Annotated in this window: 21 protein-coding genes; 13 read left to right on the forward strand and 8 right to left on the reverse strand. The window is 65.3% G+C overall.

What is annotated here, in order from left to right:
• Nucleotides 1-39 precede the first annotated feature (39 nt).
• Nucleotides 40-669, reverse strand: a complete 630-nt coding sequence (locus tag AB4Z42_RS26550; protein WP_442012229.1) for a TetR/AcrR family transcriptional regulator — start codon at nucleotides 667-669, stop codon at nucleotides 40-42.
• 110 nt (nucleotides 670-779) lie between these two features.
• Between AB4Z42_RS26550 and AB4Z42_RS26555 the strand changes: the two genes are divergently transcribed.
• Nucleotides 780-1,601 (forward strand): alpha/beta hydrolase, encoded by an 822-nt coding sequence (locus AB4Z42_RS26555; RefSeq protein WP_442012230.1) that lies wholly within the window; start codon nucleotides 780-782, stop codon nucleotides 1,599-1,601.
• Here the strand turns inward: AB4Z42_RS26555 and purD are convergent.
• Entirely contained in the window at nucleotides 1,598-2,866 is a 1,269-nt protein-coding gene (gene purD / locus AB4Z42_RS26560; RefSeq protein ID WP_442012231.1) for a phosphoribosylamine--glycine ligase, read from the reverse strand. The two genes, AB4Z42_RS26555 and purD, sit on opposite strands and share 4 nt — an antisense overlap.
• 52 nt (nucleotides 2,867-2,918) lie before the next feature.
• Between purD and AB4Z42_RS26565 the strand changes: the two genes are divergently transcribed.
• Nucleotides 2,919-4,076, forward strand: a complete 1,158-nt coding sequence (locus AB4Z42_RS26565) for an NAD(P)/FAD-dependent oxidoreductase (RefSeq protein WP_442012232.1) — start codon at nucleotides 2,919-2,921, stop codon at nucleotides 4,074-4,076.
• A 6-nt stretch (nucleotides 4,077-4,082) separates the two neighbouring features.
• On the opposite strand, the gene ddaH is transcribed toward AB4Z42_RS26565, so the two are convergent.
• Nucleotides 4,083-4,853 carry a dimethylargininase gene (gene ddaH, locus AB4Z42_RS26570; protein ID WP_442012233.1) on the reverse strand — a complete coding sequence of 257 codons (771 nt, stop codon included), beginning with the start codon at nucleotides 4,851-4,853 and terminating at the stop codon, nucleotides 4,083-4,085.
• 59 nt (nucleotides 4,854-4,912) lie between these two features.
• Here ddaH and AB4Z42_RS26575 point away from each other — a divergent pair, with 59 nt between their 5' ends.
• Complete coding sequence (locus tag AB4Z42_RS26575) at nucleotides 4,913-6,151, forward strand: cytochrome P450 (protein ID WP_442012234.1); 1,239 nt, start codon at nucleotides 4,913-4,915, stop codon at nucleotides 6,149-6,151.
• A gap of 13 nt (nucleotides 6,152-6,164) precedes the next feature.
• Entirely contained in the window at nucleotides 6,165-6,806 is a 642-nt protein-coding gene (locus AB4Z42_RS26580; RefSeq protein WP_442012235.1) for a TetR/AcrR family transcriptional regulator, read from the forward strand.
• Here the strand turns inward: AB4Z42_RS26580 and AB4Z42_RS26585 are convergent.
• Genes AB4Z42_RS26585 through AB4Z42_RS26605 form a run of 5 tightly spaced genes read right to left on the reverse strand, consistent with a single transcriptional unit; the run spans nucleotide 6,745 to nucleotide 11,540 of the window.
• Nucleotides 6,745-7,971 (reverse strand): hypothetical protein, encoded by a 1,227-nt coding sequence (locus AB4Z42_RS26585; RefSeq protein WP_442012236.1) that lies wholly within the window; start codon nucleotides 7,969-7,971, stop codon nucleotides 6,745-6,747. The genes AB4Z42_RS26580 and AB4Z42_RS26585 overlap by 62 nt on opposite strands.
• Nucleotides 7,961-8,404 (reverse strand): carboxymuconolactone decarboxylase family protein, encoded by a 444-nt coding sequence (locus AB4Z42_RS26590; protein WP_442012237.1) that lies wholly within the window; start codon nucleotides 8,402-8,404, stop codon nucleotides 7,961-7,963. The genes AB4Z42_RS26585 and AB4Z42_RS26590 overlap by 11 nt, the downstream gene beginning before the upstream one ends.
• A gap of 2 nt (nucleotides 8,405-8,406) precedes the next feature.
• Nucleotides 8,407-9,270, reverse strand: a complete 864-nt coding sequence (locus tag AB4Z42_RS26595; RefSeq protein ID WP_442012238.1) for an NAD(P)-dependent oxidoreductase — start codon at nucleotides 9,268-9,270, stop codon at nucleotides 8,407-8,409.
• A 30-nt stretch (nucleotides 9,271-9,300) separates the two neighbouring features.
• Nucleotides 9,301-10,062, reverse strand: a complete 762-nt coding sequence (locus AB4Z42_RS26600) for an SDR family oxidoreductase (protein ID WP_442012239.1) — start codon at nucleotides 10,060-10,062, stop codon at nucleotides 9,301-9,303.
• 11 nt (nucleotides 10,063-10,073) lie between these two features.
• On the reverse strand, nucleotides 10,074-11,540 hold the full coding sequence (locus AB4Z42_RS26605; protein ID WP_442012240.1) for an aldehyde dehydrogenase: 1,467 nt from the start codon (nucleotides 11,538-11,540) through the stop codon (nucleotides 10,074-10,076).
• A gap of 142 nt (nucleotides 11,541-11,682) precedes the next feature.
• On the opposite strand from AB4Z42_RS26605, the gene AB4Z42_RS26610 reads away from it, so the two are divergent.
• The 9 genes from AB4Z42_RS26610 (at nucleotide 11,683) to AB4Z42_RS26650 (ending at nucleotide 18,990) form a co-directional block, all read left to right on the forward strand.
• On the forward strand, nucleotides 11,683-12,291 hold the full coding sequence (locus AB4Z42_RS26610) for a TetR/AcrR family transcriptional regulator (RefSeq protein WP_442012241.1): 609 nt from the start codon (nucleotides 11,683-11,685) through the stop codon (nucleotides 12,289-12,291).
• On the forward strand, nucleotides 12,288-13,508 hold the full coding sequence (locus AB4Z42_RS26615) for a cytochrome P450 (RefSeq protein WP_442012242.1): 1,221 nt from the start codon (nucleotides 12,288-12,290) through the stop codon (nucleotides 13,506-13,508). The genes AB4Z42_RS26610 and AB4Z42_RS26615 overlap by 4 nt, the downstream gene beginning before the upstream one ends.
• A gap of 11 nt (nucleotides 13,509-13,519) precedes the next feature.
• A complete protein-coding gene (locus AB4Z42_RS26620; protein ID WP_442012243.1) occupies nucleotides 13,520-14,347 on the forward strand; it encodes an SDR family oxidoreductase in 828 nt (275 codons plus the stop codon).
• On the forward strand, nucleotides 14,344-15,696 hold the full coding sequence (locus AB4Z42_RS26625) for a cytochrome P450 (protein WP_442012244.1): 1,353 nt from the start codon (nucleotides 14,344-14,346) through the stop codon (nucleotides 15,694-15,696). Before AB4Z42_RS26620 ends, AB4Z42_RS26625 begins: the two co-directional genes overlap by 4 nt.
• An 8-nt stretch (nucleotides 15,697-15,704) precedes the next feature.
• Nucleotides 15,705-15,911, forward strand: coding sequence for a ferredoxin (locus AB4Z42_RS26630; protein ID WP_442012245.1), 207 nt, complete (start codon nucleotides 15,705-15,707; stop codon nucleotides 15,909-15,911).
• A 1-nt stretch (nucleotide 15,912) separates the two neighbouring features.
• Entirely contained in the window at nucleotides 15,913-16,458 is a 546-nt protein-coding gene (locus AB4Z42_RS26635) for a nuclear transport factor 2 family protein (RefSeq protein WP_442012280.1), read from the forward strand.
• 92 nt (nucleotides 16,459-16,550) lie between these two features.
• Entirely contained in the window at nucleotides 16,551-17,681 is a 1,131-nt protein-coding gene (locus tag AB4Z42_RS26640) for an NDMA-dependent alcohol dehydrogenase (protein WP_442012246.1), read from the forward strand.
• Between the two features lie 3 nt (nucleotides 17,682-17,684).
• Nucleotides 17,685-18,119 carry a nuclear transport factor 2 family protein gene (locus tag AB4Z42_RS26645; protein WP_442012247.1) on the forward strand — a complete coding sequence of 145 codons (435 nt, stop codon included), beginning with the start codon at nucleotides 17,685-17,687 and terminating at the stop codon, nucleotides 18,117-18,119.
• 7 nt (nucleotides 18,120-18,126) lie between these two features.
• A complete protein-coding gene (locus tag AB4Z42_RS26650; protein WP_442012248.1) occupies nucleotides 18,127-18,990 on the forward strand; it encodes an SDR family NAD(P)-dependent oxidoreductase in 864 nt (287 codons plus the stop codon).

Genomic DNA, 18,990 nt, shown 5'->3' on the forward strand with positions numbered 1-18,990 from the left:
GACCTAGTTATCCAGGATGCGAAATGCGCAAACGTCGGGTCACACCTGAGCGACGTGTTCGTCGATCGGCGCCAAGACGTCGATGACGTCGATCAATGTCGCGCGCGCGGTCGCGCGAGGCCCGTCACCGTCGCCCACCAGCGCGGCGACCACCGCGCCGTCGACGGCGCACACCAACGCCGTGAGCAGTTCCACCCGCACCGCCCGCCCGGACCGCTCCACGACCTCGACGACCGCATCGGTGCGCTGCTGCAGAATGCGCCGCTCGATATCGCGGAGTCCGGGTTGGCGCGCGCACGCTATGTAGCGCTCATAGCGCGAGATCAATTGTTCGGTGACCCGCAGTCCGTTCGCCTCTCCGACCAACAGATCGACCAAGACATCGGCGGTCGACTCCGCGCCGCGGCGGCGGCGCGACAGGGTGCTCGCCCTGGTTCGCAACTGCTCGGCTTCACGTGTGCCCGCATACTCGACGGCCTTTGCGATGAGGTCCTCGAGTGAGGAGAAGTAGTACGTCGTCGACGCCAATGGCAGGCCCGCGCGACGGGCCACCGCCCGGTGCCGTACCGCGTCGAACCCGCCCTCGCAGAGCAGGTCAGCAGCAGCGCTGACCAGCGCATAGCGCCTTCGTTCCCCTTTGGGAGTGACCGCGGCTGTCACGTTAAGCATGCTGCCAGCCGGGGACCGGAAGCATCGCGCTTTCGGCTAATCATCAGCCTTTACTCAGAGAAGTCTGCACTTCTGCTCACTGCCGTCCGGCCGCCGCAGGCGCCGATGGCATGATGTCCGCCATGCCCGAACTGAATCGACGCGCTCTTCTGCGTCTCGGTGTCGGCGTGGCGGCCGGAGCGGCGGCGCTGCGGGTGTCGCCAACGGCGTCCGCGGCTCCTGCCCCCACCTATGTCGACGGCTCGTTCGTCTCGGCCGCGCGTGGCGGAGTGACGACCAATTGGGCGATCGCGCGCCCGCCCGGCCAGACGGCCCCGCTGCGTCCGATCATCGCGCTGCACGGCAAAGGTCAGGATGCTGCGGGCGTCATGGCGGGCGGCGTCGAGCAGGGTTTGGCGCAGGCGGTCGATGCCGGTATCCCGCCGGTCGCAGTCGTGGCCGTCGACGGCGGCGGTGGTTACTGGCACAAGCGGGCCGACGGTGACGACTCCGGAGCGATGGTGCTCGACGAGCTCATCCCGATGCTCGGCAGTCAGGGCCTCGACACGTCGCGCGTCGCATTTCTCGGTTGGTCGATGGGCGGTTACGGAGCGCTGCTGCTCGGTGCGCGGCTCGGGCCTGCCCGCACCGCAGCGATCACCGCGGTCAGCCCGGCGCTGTGGACGTCCCCGGGAGCGGCGGCGCCTGGTGCGTTCGACAGCGCCGAAGACTACGAGGCCAACAGCGTCTGGGGACTGCCTGCGCTGAACTCGATTCCGATCCGGATCGACTGCGGCGACAGCGATCCGTTCTACTCGGCGACCAAGCAGTTCACCGCCCAGTTGGCCAGTCCGCCGGCGGGCGGGTTCTCCCCCGGCGGGCACGACAGCGCGTTCTGGAGTTCGCAGCTGCCCGGCGAAGTCGCGTGGATGGCGCCGTTGCTCGTCGCCTAGGCCGAAACCCGGCCCTCGGCTGCGGCTAGCCCGATATCGCCGCGAAAGTGGCTGCCCGGCAGTCGAATCGACTTGATCAGCGCATACGCGGCGTCGCGTGCCGCGGACAGGTCGGCCGCGGTTCCGACGACCGACAGCACCCGTCCACCGGACGAGACGATTGCGCCGTCATCGCGGCGTGCGGTGCCCGCGTGCAACACACCGTCGGCTTCTGAGCCCGTGATGACATCGCCGACCCGCGGCCGGCCGGGGTAGTTCTCCGCGGCCAGCACGACGGCCACCGCGGCACCGTCGCGCCATTGCAGCGGCGGCTGTTCGGCGAGTTGCCCGGTCGCCGCGGCGCGCAGCAACTGACCCAGCGGGCTGTCCAGCAGCGCAAGGACGGCCTGGGTCTCCGGATCGCCGAAGCGGCAGTTGAATTCGACGACCGCCGGGCCACGCGAGGTGAGCGCCAACCCCGCGTAGAGAAGGCCGGAAAACGCGCTTCCGCGCGTAACAAGCTCGGCGGCAACGGGTTTGACAACCTCGTCGACGATCGTTGCGACCGCATCGTCGCGCAGCCACGGCAGTGGCGCGTATGCGCCCATACCACCGGTGTTCGGTCCGGTGTCGCCGTCGCCGACGCGCTTGAAGTCCTGAGCGGCAAGCAACGGCACCACGGTCTCGCCGTCGACGACGCAGAACAGCGATACCTCGGGCCCATCCAGGAACGACTCAAGCAGCACAGGATGCCCGGAGTCGAGCAGGCTGGCGGCATGCGCCCGCGCCGCGTCGCGGTCGGCGGTCACCACCACGCCCTTGCCAGCGGCCAGGCCGTCATCCTTGACCACCCACGACGGGTCACCGCTCGGTGGGCCGAAGCGGTCGAGCGCGGCGTCGAGGTTGGCGGGGTTGTCGACGATCTCACTTGTCGCGGTCCGCACTCCCGCCGCGGACATCACATCCTTGGCGAACGACTTCGACCCTTCGATCCGCGCGGCGTCCTTCGTGGGTCCGAAGCAGGCGATTCCCGCGCTGCGCACCGCGTCGGCGACACCGAGGACCAGCGGCACCTCGGGCCCGACCACCACCAAATCGGAACCGATCCGCTGGGCGAGGTTGACGACGGCCTCGCCGGAGGTGATGTCGACGTCGTACTGGTCCGCGACGATCGCGGTGCCGGCATTGCCCGGCGCGACGGCCAGTTCCTCGACCTCGGGGTCGCGGCGCAACGCGAGAAGCAACGCATGTTCACGGGCACCGGATCCGATCACCAGGACGCGCACAACCGCACACCCTAATCGCTTATCCGCTCGACCCTTCGGGTATCCGGGCCCGATGACTGAACCAGGCCTGATCGTCGTGGGCAGTGGGCCCGCCGCCGTCGCCGCTGCAGAAGAGTTCCGCAAGCACAACGACGCCCTTCCGGTGCGTCTCATCAGCGCCGACGAAGCGGTTCCGTATGAGCGTCCACCGCTGAGCAAGGACTTTCTGCGCGGCGCGACCGACGATGTGGCCCTGCATCCGCCGTCGTGGTACTCCGACCGCGGCATCGAGCTCGAGCTCGGTGTGGAGGTGGAACGCATCGACCCGGACCGCGGCTCGGTGATCGCCGCAGGCGAAGACCGACCTTATGTGGCGCTCGTGCTGGCCGCGGGCGCGACACCCTCACCCCTTCCGGTGGCCGGGGGCGAGCAGGCGCTGCTGCTGCGGTCACTCGCCGACGCGAAGCGGCTGCGTGCTGCAGGCTCGGACGCCGGCGCCGTGGTGGTCGTCGGCGCCGGCTTCATCGGCTGTGAGGCGGCCGCGTCACTGGCTCGGCGCGGGTTGTCGGTGACCCTGGTTGCACCCGAGGATCTTCCACAGCACAAGCGGCTCGGTAAGGACGCCGGCGAGCAGCTTCTGAAACTCGTGCAGGATGCGGGTGTCCGCTACGTCGGCGGCGTGTCGGTCGATGCGATCCACGAGGGCGCCGCGGTGCAACTGGACAACGGCGTGACCCTCGGCTGCGATTTCGTGCTGGCTGCAACCGGCGTGACCCCGCGGAGCGGGCTCGCCGAAACGGCCGGACTGGACATCGAAGAATCACGCATCGTGGTGAGCGCAGACATGGCGACCTCGGCACCGAACATCTTCGCTGCGGGGGACGTGGCACTGGCCCACAACTCGTCGGCAGGCCGCCGGATAGCCGTCGAGCATTGGCAGGATGCCGCTGACCAAGGGTCGATCGCCGGCGCGGCCGCGGCCGGCGTGGACGCGGAATGGAATGGCGTTCCTGGCTTTTGGACGACCATCGGTGGCAGCGACGTCAAGTATCACGCGTGGGGCGACGGTTACGAACACAGTCGGCAGGTGATCCACGACGACGGCTTCACCATCTGGTACGAGAGCAACGGGGCGACCGTCGGCGTGTTGACCCTCAATGCCGACGACGACTACGACCTCGGCGAGCGATTGATCAAACAGGGCGCTGCGCCACCAGTGCCGATGCGCTAGCCGGGCTCAAACGCCCCGCAGTCGAACAGAAAGACACGTCACGCATCCTTCGAGCTTCTCGAACTCGCCGATGTCGACGAGCACCGGCTCATAACCGCGCTCCCGCATCAACGCCGCGGTGTCGGGAGCACTCGACGACATCAGCAGCTTTCCTTCGCCGAGCAGAACGACGTGCGCCCCGGGTTCCTCCGGGACCGGCAGGAACTCGCCGAAGATCGATGCATCGTCGACCACAGGCGGATACCCGATGACGGTGCCATCGGGCAGCGCCGTCACGGCCGACTTGAGGTGCAGCACCTTGGTGAGCGGGACGGCGACCACCCGGGCGCCGAACGGCGCCAGATACTCGGCCAACTGACGGATGCCGTCGGCGTTGGAGCGCGCGGACTGCCCGACGTAGACGGTTCCACCGTGCTTCAACACGTCGCCGCCGTCGAGCACGCCTGGCGCCTCGATGCGTGCGATGCGGTAACCGGCGTCGGCGACGGCCTTCTCAGCGCCCGCCGTTTCGTCTCGGCGCTCCAGCGCACCGGACCGCGCGATGACCGCCAGATCGCCGTAGACGACCATCGTGTCCTCGACGAAACCGCTGTCGGGGCTGTCCGGCGCGGCCTCGACCTCGATCACCTGCCAGCGGGCGTCGACCAGGGCCCGCACATAGCCGTCCCATTGCGCCATCGCGCGGTCGGCGTCAACGGGCGACCGCTCGAGATGGGTGAGCAGGCCCTCGGCCAGGCGCGGACTCGGCCTACGCACCAATGCCCTCTTGCCGTGCATCGTCCGATCGTACGACCGACCGTGGCCATACACTTGACTTCACGGTGTATGGTCGAACTATGACGCAGAGCACATGCCCCTTCGGAGCGGGTTTCGACTTCACCGACCCCGACGTCCTTCTGCAGGGAATCCCGGTCACCGAATTCGCCGAGCTGCGCAAAACGGCGCCGGTGTGGTGGAACGACCAGGAGGAGTCGATCTTCGACGACGGTGGGTACTGGGTGATCACCCGCCACGAGGACATCAAGTCGATCTCCCGCAACGGCGACCTGTGGTCCACCAACCGCAAGGGCGCCGTGATGCGACTGCCCGACGGCGTCACCGGCGAGCAGCTCGACCTGACCAAGGCGCTGTTGATCAACCACGACGCCCCCGAACACACCCGGCTGCGCAAGATCGTGTCGCGACTGTTCACTCCCCGCTCAGTCGCCGCACTCGAGGAGAAGCTCGCCGTCGCCGCACATGAGATCGTCGCCGCCGCGAAGGAGAAGGGAAGCGGGGACTTCGTCAACGACATCGCGATGAGCCTGCCGCTGCTGGCGATCGCCGATCTGATCGGCGTGCCAGAGGCCGACCGCGAGAAGCTGTTCCACTGGACCAACTCGATCATGAACACCGACGATCCGGATTTCGACTCCGATCCGACGACCGCCAACGCCGAGCTGATGGGCTACGCGTACACCATGGCTGAAGAGCGGCGGCGCTGTCCGGCCGACGACATCGTCACGCGCCTAGTGCAAGCCGACCTGGGAGGGGAAGGCGGCGAAACCCTCGGCGACGTCGAGTTCGCGTTCTTCGTCATCCTGCTCGCCGTCGCAGGCAACGAGACCACCCGCAACGCCATGACGCACGGCATCAACGCCTTCTTCGAGAACCCCGACCAGTGGGAGCTGTTCAAGCGCGAGCGGCCCGACACAGCGGTAGACGAGATCATCCGCTGGGCCACCCCCGTGCACTGCTTCCAGCGAACGGCGCTGGCGGACACCGAGATCGGCGGCGCGAGCATCCGTGAGGGGCAGCGCGTCGGGTTGTTCTACAGTTCGGCCAACTTCGACGAGGACGTGTTCGAGTCGCCCTTCCAATTCGACATCCTGCGCAATCCCAACCCGCATCTGTCGTTCGGCGGTAACGGCGCGCACTTCTGCATCGGCGCGAACCTAGCCCGCATGGAGATCAAGCTGATCTTCAACGAGCTCGCCGATCAGATTCCCAACATCACCAAACTGGATGAACCGCAACGGCTTAGGTCGGGGTGGATCAACGGGGTCAAGGCGCTGCCGGTCTCGTACCGAGGCTGAGTACTATCCGGGAATGCGCACCCATGGCTGGTCCGGATCGGCGCCGGCATCCGACGACGAGGCCATCAGCCGCATCCTCGACGCTGCGGGCAGGGCGATCGACGCACGTGGGGCCGATTTCTCGATCAGCGACGTCGCCCGCACGCTCGGCGTCACCCGACAGACGGTGTACCGCTACTTCCCGAGCACCGACGCACTGCTGATCGCCGCCGCGGTGCACGCCGCAAGCGGCTTCCTGGACCGGTTGGCCGCGCACCTTCGGGGAATCACCGACCCCGCCGACGCTATCGCCGAGGCCGTCGCAACAGCCCTGGAATGGCTACCCGAGGACAAACACATCGGCCTACTGCTGATGGCGGGCCAGCCGAACCCGCACACCCAATCCGTCACGTCGGATGTCGCGATGGATTTCGGCCACTCGCTGGTGCGCAGATTCGACGTCGACTGGGCCGGTCTCGGGTACAGCGACGCCGATCTCGGCGAACTGGTCGAACACCTGCTGCGGATCATCCAGTCGTTCATCATCGACCCCGGCAGACCGCCGCGGCGGGGCGCCGAACTTCGAAGCTACCTACGGCGGTGGGTGGGTGGCGCTATACAACCGTCAGCGGAAGCGACTTCCGTTCCTCGAACACCCACGACGCACCCGCGCTGAACTCGGTCACCTCGACCTCGGACAGTTTCTTTGCCGCGGTGTCGGTTTCGACGACCCGCACGGTCCAGTCGGACTCGGTACCCGACACCTCCGCGCGCAGATGGGGGTCGACGGCCTGCACAATCGCCTGGAGTGGCAGGTCAGCCACGGGCGATACCAGCGAGATCCACGAGCCGTCCTCGTATGCAGGGGAGCGCCGCACGTGGACGAAGTCCGGGTCGATGTCGGCGTACACGTAGGCCGCCGGATTCAGCAGCGGATGCAGTTCCAGCACGCGTAGCGCACCCTTCGGATCACTGGAGAGCCGCAGCGCCTTGTGAATTCGCTCGGCGGCCACCCCCGCGATACCGATCAGCTGCTTGGTGCGAATCGACCGTGCGAGCGCCGCATCGTCCTTGGCGCGCTTCTCGACCGCGATCGTGAACGACTTCACCAACAGGTGCATCTGCAGACAGACTTCGTCGGCGATCCGGACCAGGGCCGAATGTGAGAACGCGCCCAAGTCGACATCGGCGAGCAACTCTCCCGAATAGTCCGCCATGCCTTCGTCGTTCGGGTCGATCGGCTCGAGTTCACACGAGTGGGCGTGGGTGGCGCCGACGATGTCCATTGCCGGGATGAACGGCACCTCGGGGTAGGACTCGTCGATGATGACGGTCCACCGGCAGTGCGGATGTTGGTCGGACGGTATCCGTGGCGGCCGGTGGATGGGCCTCACCTGGGCCTTGCGGTTGGTGGCCAGCGCGGTGGCGTCGAAGGTGGGGTCCTCGATGTCGTGGCACATGCCATGGACATACTCCTCACCCATCGGCTCGACGTCCATCAGCGCGCCGCAGTGATTCAGATAGAACTCGCCGTGCCAGCGGTCGTGCACGACGTAGCGGAAATCCATGAACTGGGGCGGTGCACCGATGTCGAGTTGCAGGCCCTTGAAGAGGGTGAAGATGTCGATGCCCTCGTACTTCAGCGCCTTCTGCATCCGCTTGGTGTACAGCGGGCTGGACGCAGCCCATTCCTCGATGGCGATCTGGAGCATCTCCTCGCGTCCCCACGCGCTGATGCAGTGCGCCATTCCCGAGCGATCGATGAGCTGACCGATCAGCAGCAGTTCCGGTACCAGTGTGGCCAGCTCCTCGCGCGACAGCGCGGCATATCTACTCATCATGGACAGAGCCCCCGGAGTGCATTCGGACCGCCGCGTTGACGTTGCCCTTCTTGTCTTCGCTCTGCCCGCGCTCCGCGGCCTTCTTGCGCTTCTTGATCACCGAGGAAACGACACCGTCGAGCTTGGACCCCAACGGGAAACCCAGATAATGCGTCAGGAAGATCGCCATTTCCTTGAGCTCGGTCTCCGTCATCTCGCCATTGGCCAGGGCGGCGTTGGCCTGGATCTCGGCAAGGTCGGAGTTTCCGACGGCGGTGACCACGGTCAGCGTCATGATCCGTTTGTCGCGCATTGTCAGTCCGGGTCGCGTCCAGATGCTGCCGAAGAGATGGTCGACCGTGAGGTCGAAGAACGGATCCCCTTCGATATTGGGCATCTCCCAGCCGTAGACCTCGTTCATCTTCTCGAGGCCCTTGCGGCGCTGTTCATCCATCGTCACTCCTTCGCCGTCGACGTGGTGTGCGGGACGCCGAGCCCGGCCGCCAGATCCCGCAAAGCTATCTCGGCCAGTGGCAGTTCAACACCGTTGGCCTCACCGAGTCCGAGGGCCAACTTCAGATCCTTCTCAGCCAGACCGCGCGTGTGAACGAACATGTCATACAGGAAGTGATCCGGCGCAAGCGGTTTCGTGTCATCACGGGCCATGATCGCCCCCGGCCCGCCGCTCTGCGCATCGCTGTGGCGCACGACGCGGCCGAGCTTCTGCAGATCGATGCCTGCCGCTTCGGCCAGCCTGGACGCCTCGCAGGCCGCGGTGAACCCGATGAATGTCAGCATGTTGCGGGCGATCTTCATCCTCGTCCCTGCGCCCGGCTCGCCGGCGCGGACGACCATCGACGCCCACTTCTTGAAGACCGGTTTGACGGTGTCGTACGCATCGTCGTCGGCGCCGACCATCACTGCCAGTTCGCCCTTTTCAGCCGCGCCCGCTCCGCCGCTGACCGGAGCGTCGACAATGTGGATTCCCTTGGGGCGCAGCTGTTCAGCCAACTCGGAGGCGGTATCGGGCTCGATCGTCGAATGAATCGCGATGACGGTGCCCGGCTTGGCGTGATCACCCAGTTGCGCGACGACATCACGGACCTGCGCGTCGTTGAGCACCGTAACGCTGATGACGTCGGCTTCGGCCACGTCGGCGACGCTGTCGGCAAGGCTCGCGCCGAGTTCGGCCAACGGCGTCATCGCCTCGGTCCGCACGTCGAAGACCACGAGACCACCGGGCCACTCCACGAGGCGTTTCGCCATCGGGGCACCCTGATTGCCGAGGCCGATGTAGCCGAGCTTCAGGTCGTCACTCATCGTGCCCTCTGTTCTTCGCGCAAGCGCTCATCACCGAATGATCTGTCCGCCGTCGACATTGAAGATCTGCCCGGTGACCCACTTGGCCTGGTCGGACAGCAGGAAAAGGCACATGCCGGTCAGATCGTCCACCTCGCCCATGCGGGACAACGGGATTCCCTTCACGATGTCGGCGACCATCTCCTGCGGCGTGGTGGTGCGATTGGCCTCGGTGTCGATGGGCCCCGGCGCGATGGCATTGATGCGGATGTTCTGTCCACCGAGTTCGGTCGCGAGCTGCTGGGTGAGGCCGTTGATGCCGACCTTGGCCAGACCGTAGAAGTTCGAGTACAGCCAGGCTGCCGTCGAAGACTGGTTGACGATCGCCCCGCCACCGCGCTTGGCCATCTTTCTGTACACGGCACGCGTGCACACCAGCGCACCGTCGAGGTTCACGCTCATGAACTTCTTGTAGTAGTCCCAGTCGACGGTGATGAGGAAGTCCAGCTTCATACCGCCGAAGATCGCGGCGTTGTTCACCAGGTAGTCGATGCCCTCGAACTCCGAAAGCGTCTGCGCTGCCATCTCCTTGGCGGAGTCGGGGTCGCTGACGTCGACACGTACCGCGAGCGCGTTGCCACCCTCCCCCTTGATGCCGTCGGCGACCTTCTGCGCGCCCTCGACATTGATGTCGGCGACCACCACCGCCGCACCCTCCCGGGCGAGCGCTTCGGCGTACGCCTGGCCGATGCCGCCGCCGGCACCCGTGACGATCGCGACCTTCTCTTTGAACTGATCTCCGTACAGACCCACCGATGTCTCCTCTAGTTCGCCGTCGCGATGGCTTTGATTTCCAGGTACTCCTCGAAACCGGCAAGCCCCATCTCGCGGCCGATGCCGGATTGCTTGTATCCGCCGAACGGCATGTCCGCGGAGTACCAGACACCGCCGTTGACGTTCACGGTGCCGACGCGCAGGCGCGCGGCGATCGCGTTGGCCCGGTCGAGGTCCGGTGAGAACACCGTGCCCGACAGGCCGTACGGCGAGTCGTTGGCGATGCGAACGGCGTCGTCGTCGCCGTCGTGGGCGATGACGGTCAATACCGGCCCGAAGATCTCCTCGCGGGCCACCTTGGCGTTGTTGTCGAGGCCGGCGATGACGGTCGGCTCGATGAAGTATCCGGTGTCACGGTCGGCGGGACGCCCTCCGCCGCAGGCGAATGTGCCGCCCTCCTCGATAGCCGAGTCGAGGTAGGCCTGCACGCGGTCGCGCTGCCGCTCTGAGATCAGCGGCCCGCAGATGGTGCCCGCGTCCTGCGGATCACCGGGCTTGAGACCCGCCATCGTGGCCGCCGCCGCCTCGACGGCTTCGTCGTAGCGGGCGCGTGGGACGACGAGTCGGGTGGTGATCGCGCAGCCTTGACCCGCATGCATCGACGCGGTGAACGCCGACATCGAACACGCACCGGCCAGGTCGGCGTCGTCGAGCACCAGGAACGCCGACTTGCCACCGAGTTCCAGGAACACCTTCTTGAGGGTGGCCGCACCGTCTGCCATCACCGCGCGACCGGTGTTCGTCGACCCGGTGAACGACACCATGTCCACCCGTGGATCTTTCGACAACAGCGCACCGACGCCGTGATCGCTGGAGGTGACGATGTTGACCACACCGGCCGGAATGTCGGTGTGTTCACCGATCAGCTCACCCAGCACCGCGGCGCACCACGGCGTATCGGGCGCCGGCTTGAGCACCACTGTGTTGCCGGCCGCCAAGGCGGGGCCCAGCTTGGCGAGGTTGATCTGGTGGGGGAAGTTCCACGGCGTGATCGCCCCGACGACCCCGACGGCCTCCCGCGCGATGGTCCGGCTGGTCTTGATGCCCATCGGCGACGCGACACCGAAATCGGTTTTCCACGAATACGACTCGGCGGTGTCGGCGCAAAAACTCAGGTCCTCGACGGGACCCTCGAGTTGCGCCATGGAGGTGAGCATCCTGGGCGCGCCGACTTCGCTGATCGTCAGCTCGCGCAGCTCCTCCGCGGCGTCGCGCATCGCCTGTTGCAGTTGACGAATGCCGCGCACCCGAAGCTCGGTGTCGGTCGACCATCCGGTGTCATCGAAGGCACGCCGTGCCGCCTCGATCGCCCGGCCCATGTCCTCGGTGCTCGCGTCGGCAGCGACGCCGAGCACTTCCTCGGTAGCAGGATTGACGGTCTGAAACGTGCCCGCACTTCCCGGCTCCAGCTTGCCGTCGATGAACAGACGACTCTCGCGATCGGCGAGGATTCCCATCCGAACTCCTGTGTTCGCATTACTGGACAACTGTCCGACTGTGTCACCTCGAACCTTAGCGTCACTACTACGTGAGAAGCAAGGCTGGCCCACTTCACCTGTGCGCTTGCCTCATCACACCCCTGTCGGATAAGTTGGACATGTGTCCAGTGATCCCGTGGTTGCGATCACGCAGCCACCTCCCCCGCAGGCAGGGGAGACGCCGCGCAACCGCCGGCAGGAGGAGACCTTCAACAAGGTGCTCGCCGCCGGCGTGGAGATGCTGCGCGAGTCGTCCTACGCGGATCTGACAGTGCGTGCCGTCGCCGCGCGGGCCAAGGTGGCGCCTGCGACCGCTTATACGTACTTCTCGTCGAAGAACCATTTGATCGCCGAGGTCTACCTGAACCTGATCCGCCGGGTGCCGTACTTCACCGACGTCAACGACAGCAGGGTGACGCGTGTCGAGAAGACACTGCGCAGTATGGCGCTGACGGTCGCCGACGAGCCGGAGGTCGCGGCCGCGTGCACGACCGCGCTGCTGAGCGGAAACGATGATGCGGTGCGCTCGGTCCGTGATCGCATCGGCGCCGAGATCCACCGCCGCATCCGCTCGGCCGTCGGCCCGGATGCCGACCCACGCACACTCGCCGCGTTGGAGATGACGTTCTTCGGCGCGTTGGTCAACGCGGGCAGCGGAGCGTTCACCTACCACCAGATCGCCGACCGCCTCAGCTATGTGGTCGGCCTCATCTTGGGAGAAGACAAGTGACATCCCAGTCCACGCCGACGAGCGACCTGCTCCTCGACCCGTACGACTACGACTTCCACGAAGACCCGTACCCGTACTACAAGCGGCTGCGTGACGAGGCCCCGCTGTATCACAACTCCGACATCGGCTTCTGGGCTTTGTCACGGCACAAGGATGTGCGGGACGGCTTCCGCAACAGCACCACGCTGTCCAACCGCGACGGGGTCTCGCTCGATCCGATTTCGCGTGGACCACACGCATCGAAGACGATGTCGTTCCTCGCCATGGACGATCCCGACCATCTGCGGTTGCGCACGCTGGTGTCAAAAGGCTTCACGCCGAGACGGATTCGGGAGTTGGAGGGACGCGTCACCGAACTTGCGGTTCAGCACCTCGACGTCATGCTCGAGAAGGCCGGATCCGGCACCGTTGACTTCGTCGCGGAATTCGCGGGCAAGCTGCCGATGGACGTCATCTCCGAGCTGATGGGTGTGCCCGTCGAGGACCGCGACCGCATCAGGGCAATGGCCGACGGAGTGATGCACCGCGAAGACGGTGTGATGGACGTACCCGCGTCGGCGATCGAAGCGTCGATCAACCTGATGGTCTATTACCAGGAGATGATCGCGCAGCGGCGCAAAAAGCTCAGCGACGATCTGACGTCGGCGCTGCTGGAAGCCGAGATCGACGGCGACCGACTCACCGACGAGGAGGTGCTGGGGTTCCTGTTCTTGATGGTGATCGCGGGCAACGAGACCACGACCAAACTGCTTGCCAATGCCGCCTTCTGGGGTCATGCCAACCCGGACCAACTCGCACCGGTGTTCTCCGACCTCGAGCAGATTCCGTCGTGGGTCGAGGAGACGCTTCGCTACGACACCTCCAGCCAGCTCCTGGCGCGCGTCGTGTCCGGCGACTTGAATTTCTACGACACCACCATTCCTGACGGCGACATCCTCCTTTTGCTCCCGGGTTCGGCCCATCGCGACGAGCGAGTGTTCGACAAACCCGATGAATTCGTCATCGGTCGCGATATCGGATCGAATCTTCTGAGTTTCGGCAGTGGCGCGCATTTCTGCCTCGGCGCCCATCTGGCACGGATGGAAGCCCGGGTGGCACTGACCGAATTCTTCAAGCGGATCGGTGGTTTCGAGGTCGACGAGTCCAACGCCGTCCGCGTCCACTCCAGCAGCGTCCGCGGATTCGCCCACCTACCCATGACTCTCGAGATCCACTGAAGGTCACCTAAATGCCACGCTTTGAACCACTTCCCGACCGCAGACCGGCCATCGTCGCAGGCGCCTCGGCAGGCATCGGGGAAGCCACCGCCATCGACCTGGCATCGCGCGGGTTTCCCGTCGCACTCGGCGCCCGTCGCGTCGAGAAGCTCGACGACCTTGTCGGCAAGATCCGTGCCGAAGGTGGCGAGGCCGTCAGTTTCCACCTCGATGTGACCGACCCCAACTCGGTGAAGTCGTTCGTGGCCAACGCGGTTGACGCGCTGGGCGAGATCGAGGTGCTGGTTGCCGGCGCCGGAGACACCTACTTCGGAAAGCTGGCCGAGATCAGCACCGACGAATTCGACTCACAGCTGCAGATCCATCTCGTCGGGGCCAACCGGCTGACGACCGCGGTGCTGCCAGGCATGCTGGAACGCCAACGCGGTGACCTGATCTTCGTGGGTTCGGAAGTGGCGCTGCGGCAACGTCCGCACATGGGTGCCTACGGGGCGGCCAAGGCCGCGCTGGTCGCCATGGTCAACAACCTCCAGATGGAGCTCGAGGGCACCGGCGTCCGCGCTTCAATCGTGCATCCGGGTCCGACCAAGACCAGCATGGGTTGGAGCCTGCCCGCCGACAAGATCGCTCCGGCACTTGAGGATTGGGCGAAGTGGGGACAGGCCCGACACGACTACTTCCTGCGGGCCGCCGATCTCGCACGCGCGATCACGTTCGTCGCGGAGACACCGCGCGGCGGGTACATCGCCAACATGGAACTTCAGCCCGAAGCCCCATTGACCAGCGCCCCGGCCGAGCGGCAGAAACTGGTCTTGAACGAGGAGAACCTGAACAAATGACCACTGCGATCGTGCCCCGGGTTTCCGGCGGCGAGGAAGAACACGGACACCTCGAGGAGTTCCGCACCGACCCGATCGGCCTGATGAACCGCATCCGTGAGGAATGCGGCGATGTCGGCTGGTTCCAGCTGGTCGACAAGCACGTCGTCATGCTGTCGGGGTCGGAGGCCAACGAGTTCTTCTTCCGCTCCAGTGACAGCGAGCTCAATCAGGCTGAGGCGTACCCGTTCATGACGCCGATCTTCGGTGAGGGTGTGGTGTTCGACGCCGACCCCGAACGTCGAGCGGAGATGCTGCACAACACCGCTTTGCGTGGCGAGCAGATGAAGGGCCACGCGGCCACCATCGAGAACGAGGTCAAGAAGATCATCGCCGACTGGGGACCCGAGGGCGAGATCGAACTCCTCGACTTCTTCTCCGAGTTGACCATCTACACCTCGACGGCGTGCCTCATCGGACTGAAGTTCCGCGAGCAGCTCGACAGTCGATTCGCCCAGTACTACCACCAGCTGGAGCGTGGGACCGATCCCCTCTGCTACGTCGATCCCTACCTCGACATCGAGAGCTTCCGTATTCGCGACGAGTCGCGCGTGAAACTCGTTGCGCTGGTTCAGGAGATCATGGAAGGCCGCATCGCCAACCCACCCGCGAGCAAGGAGGATCGAGACCTGCTCGACGTGCTGGTCTCGATCAAGGACGACGAAGGCAACCCGCGCTTTACGGCCAACGAGGTCACCGGCATGTTCATCTCCCTGATGTTCGCCGGTCACCACACCAGCTCGGGTACCTCCTCGTGGACGTTGATCGAGCTGATTCGGCACCCCGACGTGTACGCCGAGGTGCTAGCCGAGCTCGAAGAGCTCTACGCCGACGGGCAGGAGGTCAGTTTCCATGCGCTGCGCCAGATTCCGAAGCTGGACAACGTCGTCAAGGAGACGTTGCGTCTGCACCCGCCGCTGATCATCCTGATGCGAGTGGCACAGGACGAGTTCGAGGTCGGGGGCTTCCCGATCCACAAGGGCGACTTCGTCGCAGCGTCGCCGGCGATCTCGAACCGAATTCCGGAGGACTTCCCCGAACCGGACGAATTCATCCCCGACCGCTATCTGAAGCCGCGGCAGGAGGATCTGGCCAACCGTTGGACGTGGATCCCGTTCGGCGCCGGCAAGCACCGCTGCGTCGGAGCGGCGTTCGCGCAGATGCAGATCAAGGCGATCTTCTCGGTTCTATTGCGTGAGTATGAGTTCGAGATGGCGCAGCCCGCCGACAGTTACAAGAACGACCACTCGAAGATGGTGGTGCAGCTGGCGCAGCCCGCAAAGGTCCGCTATCGCAGGCGCACCGCCTAGGAGTCACGATGGGGTTCAAGGTAGGCGTCGACATCGACCTGTGCCAGGGCCACGCCATGTGTGAGCTCGAGGCACCCGACTACTTCTCCGTTCCCAAACGCGGCCAGGTCGAAATCCTGAAAGACACTGGGCCGGAAGAAGACCGGGACGAAGTTCAAAATGCGGTAGACATGTGCCCCACTCAGGCACTGTTCATAGAAGATAAGGATGACTGATATGCCCTCACTGTCGCGGGAACAACTCGAAGACTGGGTCGAACGGTGGTTGCAGGCCAATAAGGACTCCGAGGCTGCAGGCGATTGGAAGAATTTGGCCGACTTCTACACCGCCGACGCGACCTATGGCTGGAACATCGGGCCGAAGGAAGATGTGATGTGTATCGGCCGCGACGAGATCCGCGACGTCGCGCTGGGCCTGGAGATGCAGGGCCTGGAGAACTGGGTCTACGAATATCAGAAGGTTCTCATCGACGAGAAGCTCGGTGAGGTCGTCGGCTTCTGGAAGCAGATCGTCAACAAGACCGACGGCAGCCAGGACGAGATCTACGGCATCGGCGGCAGCTGGTTCCGCCTCGATGCCGACCTCAAGATCGAGTGGCAACGCGACTTCTTCGACTTCGGTCATGTCGCCTACATGTTCGGGAAGCTGATCGAGACCGGAGACCTCAGCGAAGGTATGCAGAAGCGGATCGAGCGCTCCATTGCGGGCGAGAAGCTGCCCGGTTACTACCCGCTCGGCAAGGCACCGGCCAAGATCTGGTAGCTCCCGGCCAAGCGGTTGCTTGGGGGTGCGTGTGACGCACCTAACTAATGGCTCTAGTCTGGCCCCAAGGGTCTAGTGGAAGGCGAGTTCGGATGAAGACAAAGGGCGCTCTCATCTGGGAGTTCAACCAGCCGTGGTCGATCGAGGAGATCGAGATCGGCGATCCCGTCAAGGACGAGGTCAAGATCCAAATGGAAGCGTCGGGGATGTGCCATTCCGACTTCCATCTGGTCACCGGCGGAATCCCCATGGGCGGCTTCCCCGTGCTCGGCGGCCACGAGGGCGCCGGCATCGTCACCGAGGTCGGGCCAGGCGTCGAGGACCTCGCGCCGGGCGACCACGTGGTGTTGTCGTTCATCCCGTCGTGTGGCAGATGTCAGACGTGTCAGGCCGGCATGCGCAACCTCTGCGACCTCGGTATGCACCTCCTCAACGGAGCGGCCGTGTCCGACGGCACCTTCCGCGTCAAGGCGAAGGGCCAGGACGTCTACCCGATGACGCTGCTCGGCACCTTCTCGCCGTACATGGTGGTGAACAAGGCCTCGGTCGTGAAGATCGACCCGTCGATCCCGTTCGAGGTCGCGTGCCTCGTCGGCTGCGGTGTGACCACCGGCTACGGCTCGGCGACGCGGACCGCGGACATCCGTCCGGGACAGGACGTCGCGATCGTCGGCGTCGGCGGCGTCGGGATGTCCGCACTGCAGGGTGCGGTCAACGCCGGAGCCCGTCACATCTTCGCCATCGATCCCGTCGAGTGGAAGCGTGACCAAGCGCTGAAATTCGGTGCGACCCATGTCTATCCGGACATCGACGCCGCAATGATGGGCATCATGGAGGTCACCGCGGGCCTGATGGCGCACAAGGTCATCGTGACCGTCGGCGAGCTGCACGGCGAGGACGTCGACAGCTACATGAACATCACCGCCAAGGGCGGCACCTGCGTACTCACTGCGATGGGAAGCATCCTCGAGAACCAGGTGACGCTGAATCTGGCGATGCTCACGCTGATGCAGAAGAACCTGCAGGGCACCATCTTCGGTGGTGGAAACCCGCAGTACGACATTCCACAGCTGCTGTCGATGTACAAGGCGGGCAAGCTCAACCTCGACGACATGGTCACCCGGCAGTACAAACTGGAGCAGATCAACGACGGCTACCAGGACATGCTGGACGGCAAGAACATTCGCGGCATCATCCGGTACACCGACGACGATCGGTCGTAGGCCATGTCGCAGGAGACCGTCGAGAAGAGTCCCGTCGTCGCCGCGTCCGAGGCGTCGTGGCGCTGTGTTCAGGCAGGTGACGGCGACGGCTGGCTGGCGCTGATGACCGACGACATCGTCATCGAGGATCCGATCGGACCCTCGGTGACCAACCCCGACGGCAACGGGGTGCGCGGCAAGGCGGCCGTCCGGGAGTTCTTCGACACCAACATCGGCCCGAACCAGCTGACCGTCACCCGTGAGGCAACGTTCCCGTCCAGTTCGCCGACGGAGATCGCCTACATCCTGGTGCTGCAGACCCGTTTCCCGAACGGCTTCACCGCCACGGTGCGCGGGGTGTTCACCTACAAGGTCAACGACGAAGGCCTGATCACCAACCTGCGCGGCTACTGGAACATGGACGCGATGGAGTTCGCCCAGGAGGGCGAAGGCGATTAGTCCCGCTTTGGCAGGCAAGGGCGCCGTCGTCGTCGGCGGCACCCGCGGCATCGGATTCGCGGTGGCCGAACTGCTCGCCGAACAGGGCGCCGGGATCGTGCTCAACGGACGCGATCCAGATACCGCCCACAAGGCCGCCGAACGCATCGCCGGAGCGGTCGCCCACCCCGGTTCGCCCGCGAACCCCGATGTCGCCGACGCCCTGATCGACCGGTGCGTAAGCGAATTCGGCCGCATCGACATCCTGGTCAACTGCGCGGGCACGCCGGGACTGGCCGGTGAGTCGATCCTCAGAGTCACGAGTACGCTGTTCCGCGATCTGATCGACGCGCACCTGGTGACCACGTTCGAGACCTGTCGCGCCGCGGCGCCGAAGATGGTCGAACAGGGTGGCGGTTCGATCGTCAACACCAGTTCGTTCGCGTACCTCGGCGATTACGGGGGCACCGGCTACCCGGCCGGCAAGGGTGGGGTCAACGGGCTGACACTCGCGATCGCCGCGGAGCTCAAGGAGCACGGGGTGCGGGCGAACGTGGTGTGCCCCGGCGCGAAGACGCGGCTGTCGACGGGCACCGAGTACGAATCCCACATCGCCGAGTTGAATCGCCGCGGCCTTCTCGACGACGTCAGTACGCAGGCCGCGCTGGACGCGCCCCCTTCCGAATACGCCGCGCCGATCTACGCCTACCTCGCGGGTGATCTCGCCAAGGATGTGACGGGCCAGATCTTCATCGCCGCAGGCGGTTTCGTCGGTCGCTTCGATCGGCAGACACCGGCGATCATCGCCTACCGGGACCATCACGACAGCCCGCCGTGGTCGGTGGCCGAGCTGGACAAGCTGATCGGCGGCACCGGAGCGGTACCCAGCTGA

This window comes from Mycobacterium sp. 2YAF39 (assembly GCF_052114565.1).
GTDB lineage: Bacteria > Actinomycetota > Actinomycetes > Mycobacteriales > Mycobacteriaceae > Mycobacterium.

Excerpts from the sequence above, each read along its gene's own strand:
- AB4Z42_RS26565 (WP_442012232.1), top strand. The coding sequence starts at position 2,919 with ATGACTGAACCAGGCCTGATCGTCGTGGGCAGTGGGCCCGCCGCCGTC.
- AB4Z42_RS26640 (WP_442012246.1), top strand. The coding sequence starts at position 16,551 with ATGAAGACAAAGGGCGCTCTCATCTGGGAGTTCAACCAGCCGTGGTCG.
- AB4Z42_RS26555 (WP_442012230.1), top strand. The coding sequence starts at position 780 with ATGATGTCCGCCATGCCCGAACTGAATCGACGCGCTCTTCTGCGTCTC.
- AB4Z42_RS26625 (WP_442012244.1), top strand. The coding sequence starts at position 14,344 with ATGACCACTGCGATCGTGCCCCGGGTTTCCGGCGGCGAGGAAGAACAC.
- AB4Z42_RS26575 (WP_442012234.1), top strand. The coding sequence starts at position 4,913 with ATGACGCAGAGCACATGCCCCTTCGGAGCGGGTTTCGACTTCACCGAC.
- AB4Z42_RS26550 (WP_442012229.1), bottom strand. The coding sequence starts at position 669 with ATGCTTAACGTGACAGCCGCGGTCACTCCCAAAGGGGAACGAAGGCGC.
- AB4Z42_RS26635 (WP_442012280.1), top strand. The coding sequence starts at position 15,913 with ATGCCCTCACTGTCGCGGGAACAACTCGAAGACTGGGTCGAACGGTGG.
- AB4Z42_RS26590 (WP_442012237.1), bottom strand. The coding sequence starts at position 8,404 with ATGGATGAACAGCGCCGCAAGGGCCTCGAGAAGATGAACGAGGTCTAC.
- AB4Z42_RS26585 (WP_442012236.1), bottom strand. The coding sequence starts at position 7,971 with ATGATGAGTAGATATGCCGCGCTGTCGCGCGAGGAGCTGGCCACACTG.
- AB4Z42_RS26620 (WP_442012243.1), top strand. The coding sequence starts at position 13,520 with ATGCCACGCTTTGAACCACTTCCCGACCGCAGACCGGCCATCGTCGCA.
- AB4Z42_RS26595 (WP_442012238.1), bottom strand. The coding sequence starts at position 9,270 with ATGAGTGACGACCTGAAGCTCGGCTACATCGGCCTCGGCAATCAGGGT.
- ddaH (WP_442012233.1), bottom strand. The coding sequence starts at position 4,853 with ATGCACGGCAAGAGGGCATTGGTGCGTAGGCCGAGTCCGCGCCTGGCC.
- AB4Z42_RS26630 (WP_442012245.1), top strand. The coding sequence starts at position 15,705 with ATGGGGTTCAAGGTAGGCGTCGACATCGACCTGTGCCAGGGCCACGCC.
- AB4Z42_RS26605 (WP_442012240.1), bottom strand. The coding sequence starts at position 11,540 with ATGGGAATCCTCGCCGATCGCGAGAGTCGTCTGTTCATCGACGGCAAG.
- AB4Z42_RS26645 (WP_442012247.1), top strand. The coding sequence starts at position 17,685 with ATGTCGCAGGAGACCGTCGAGAAGAGTCCCGTCGTCGCCGCGTCCGAG.
- AB4Z42_RS26580 (WP_442012235.1), top strand. The coding sequence starts at position 6,165 with ATGCGCACCCATGGCTGGTCCGGATCGGCGCCGGCATCCGACGACGAG.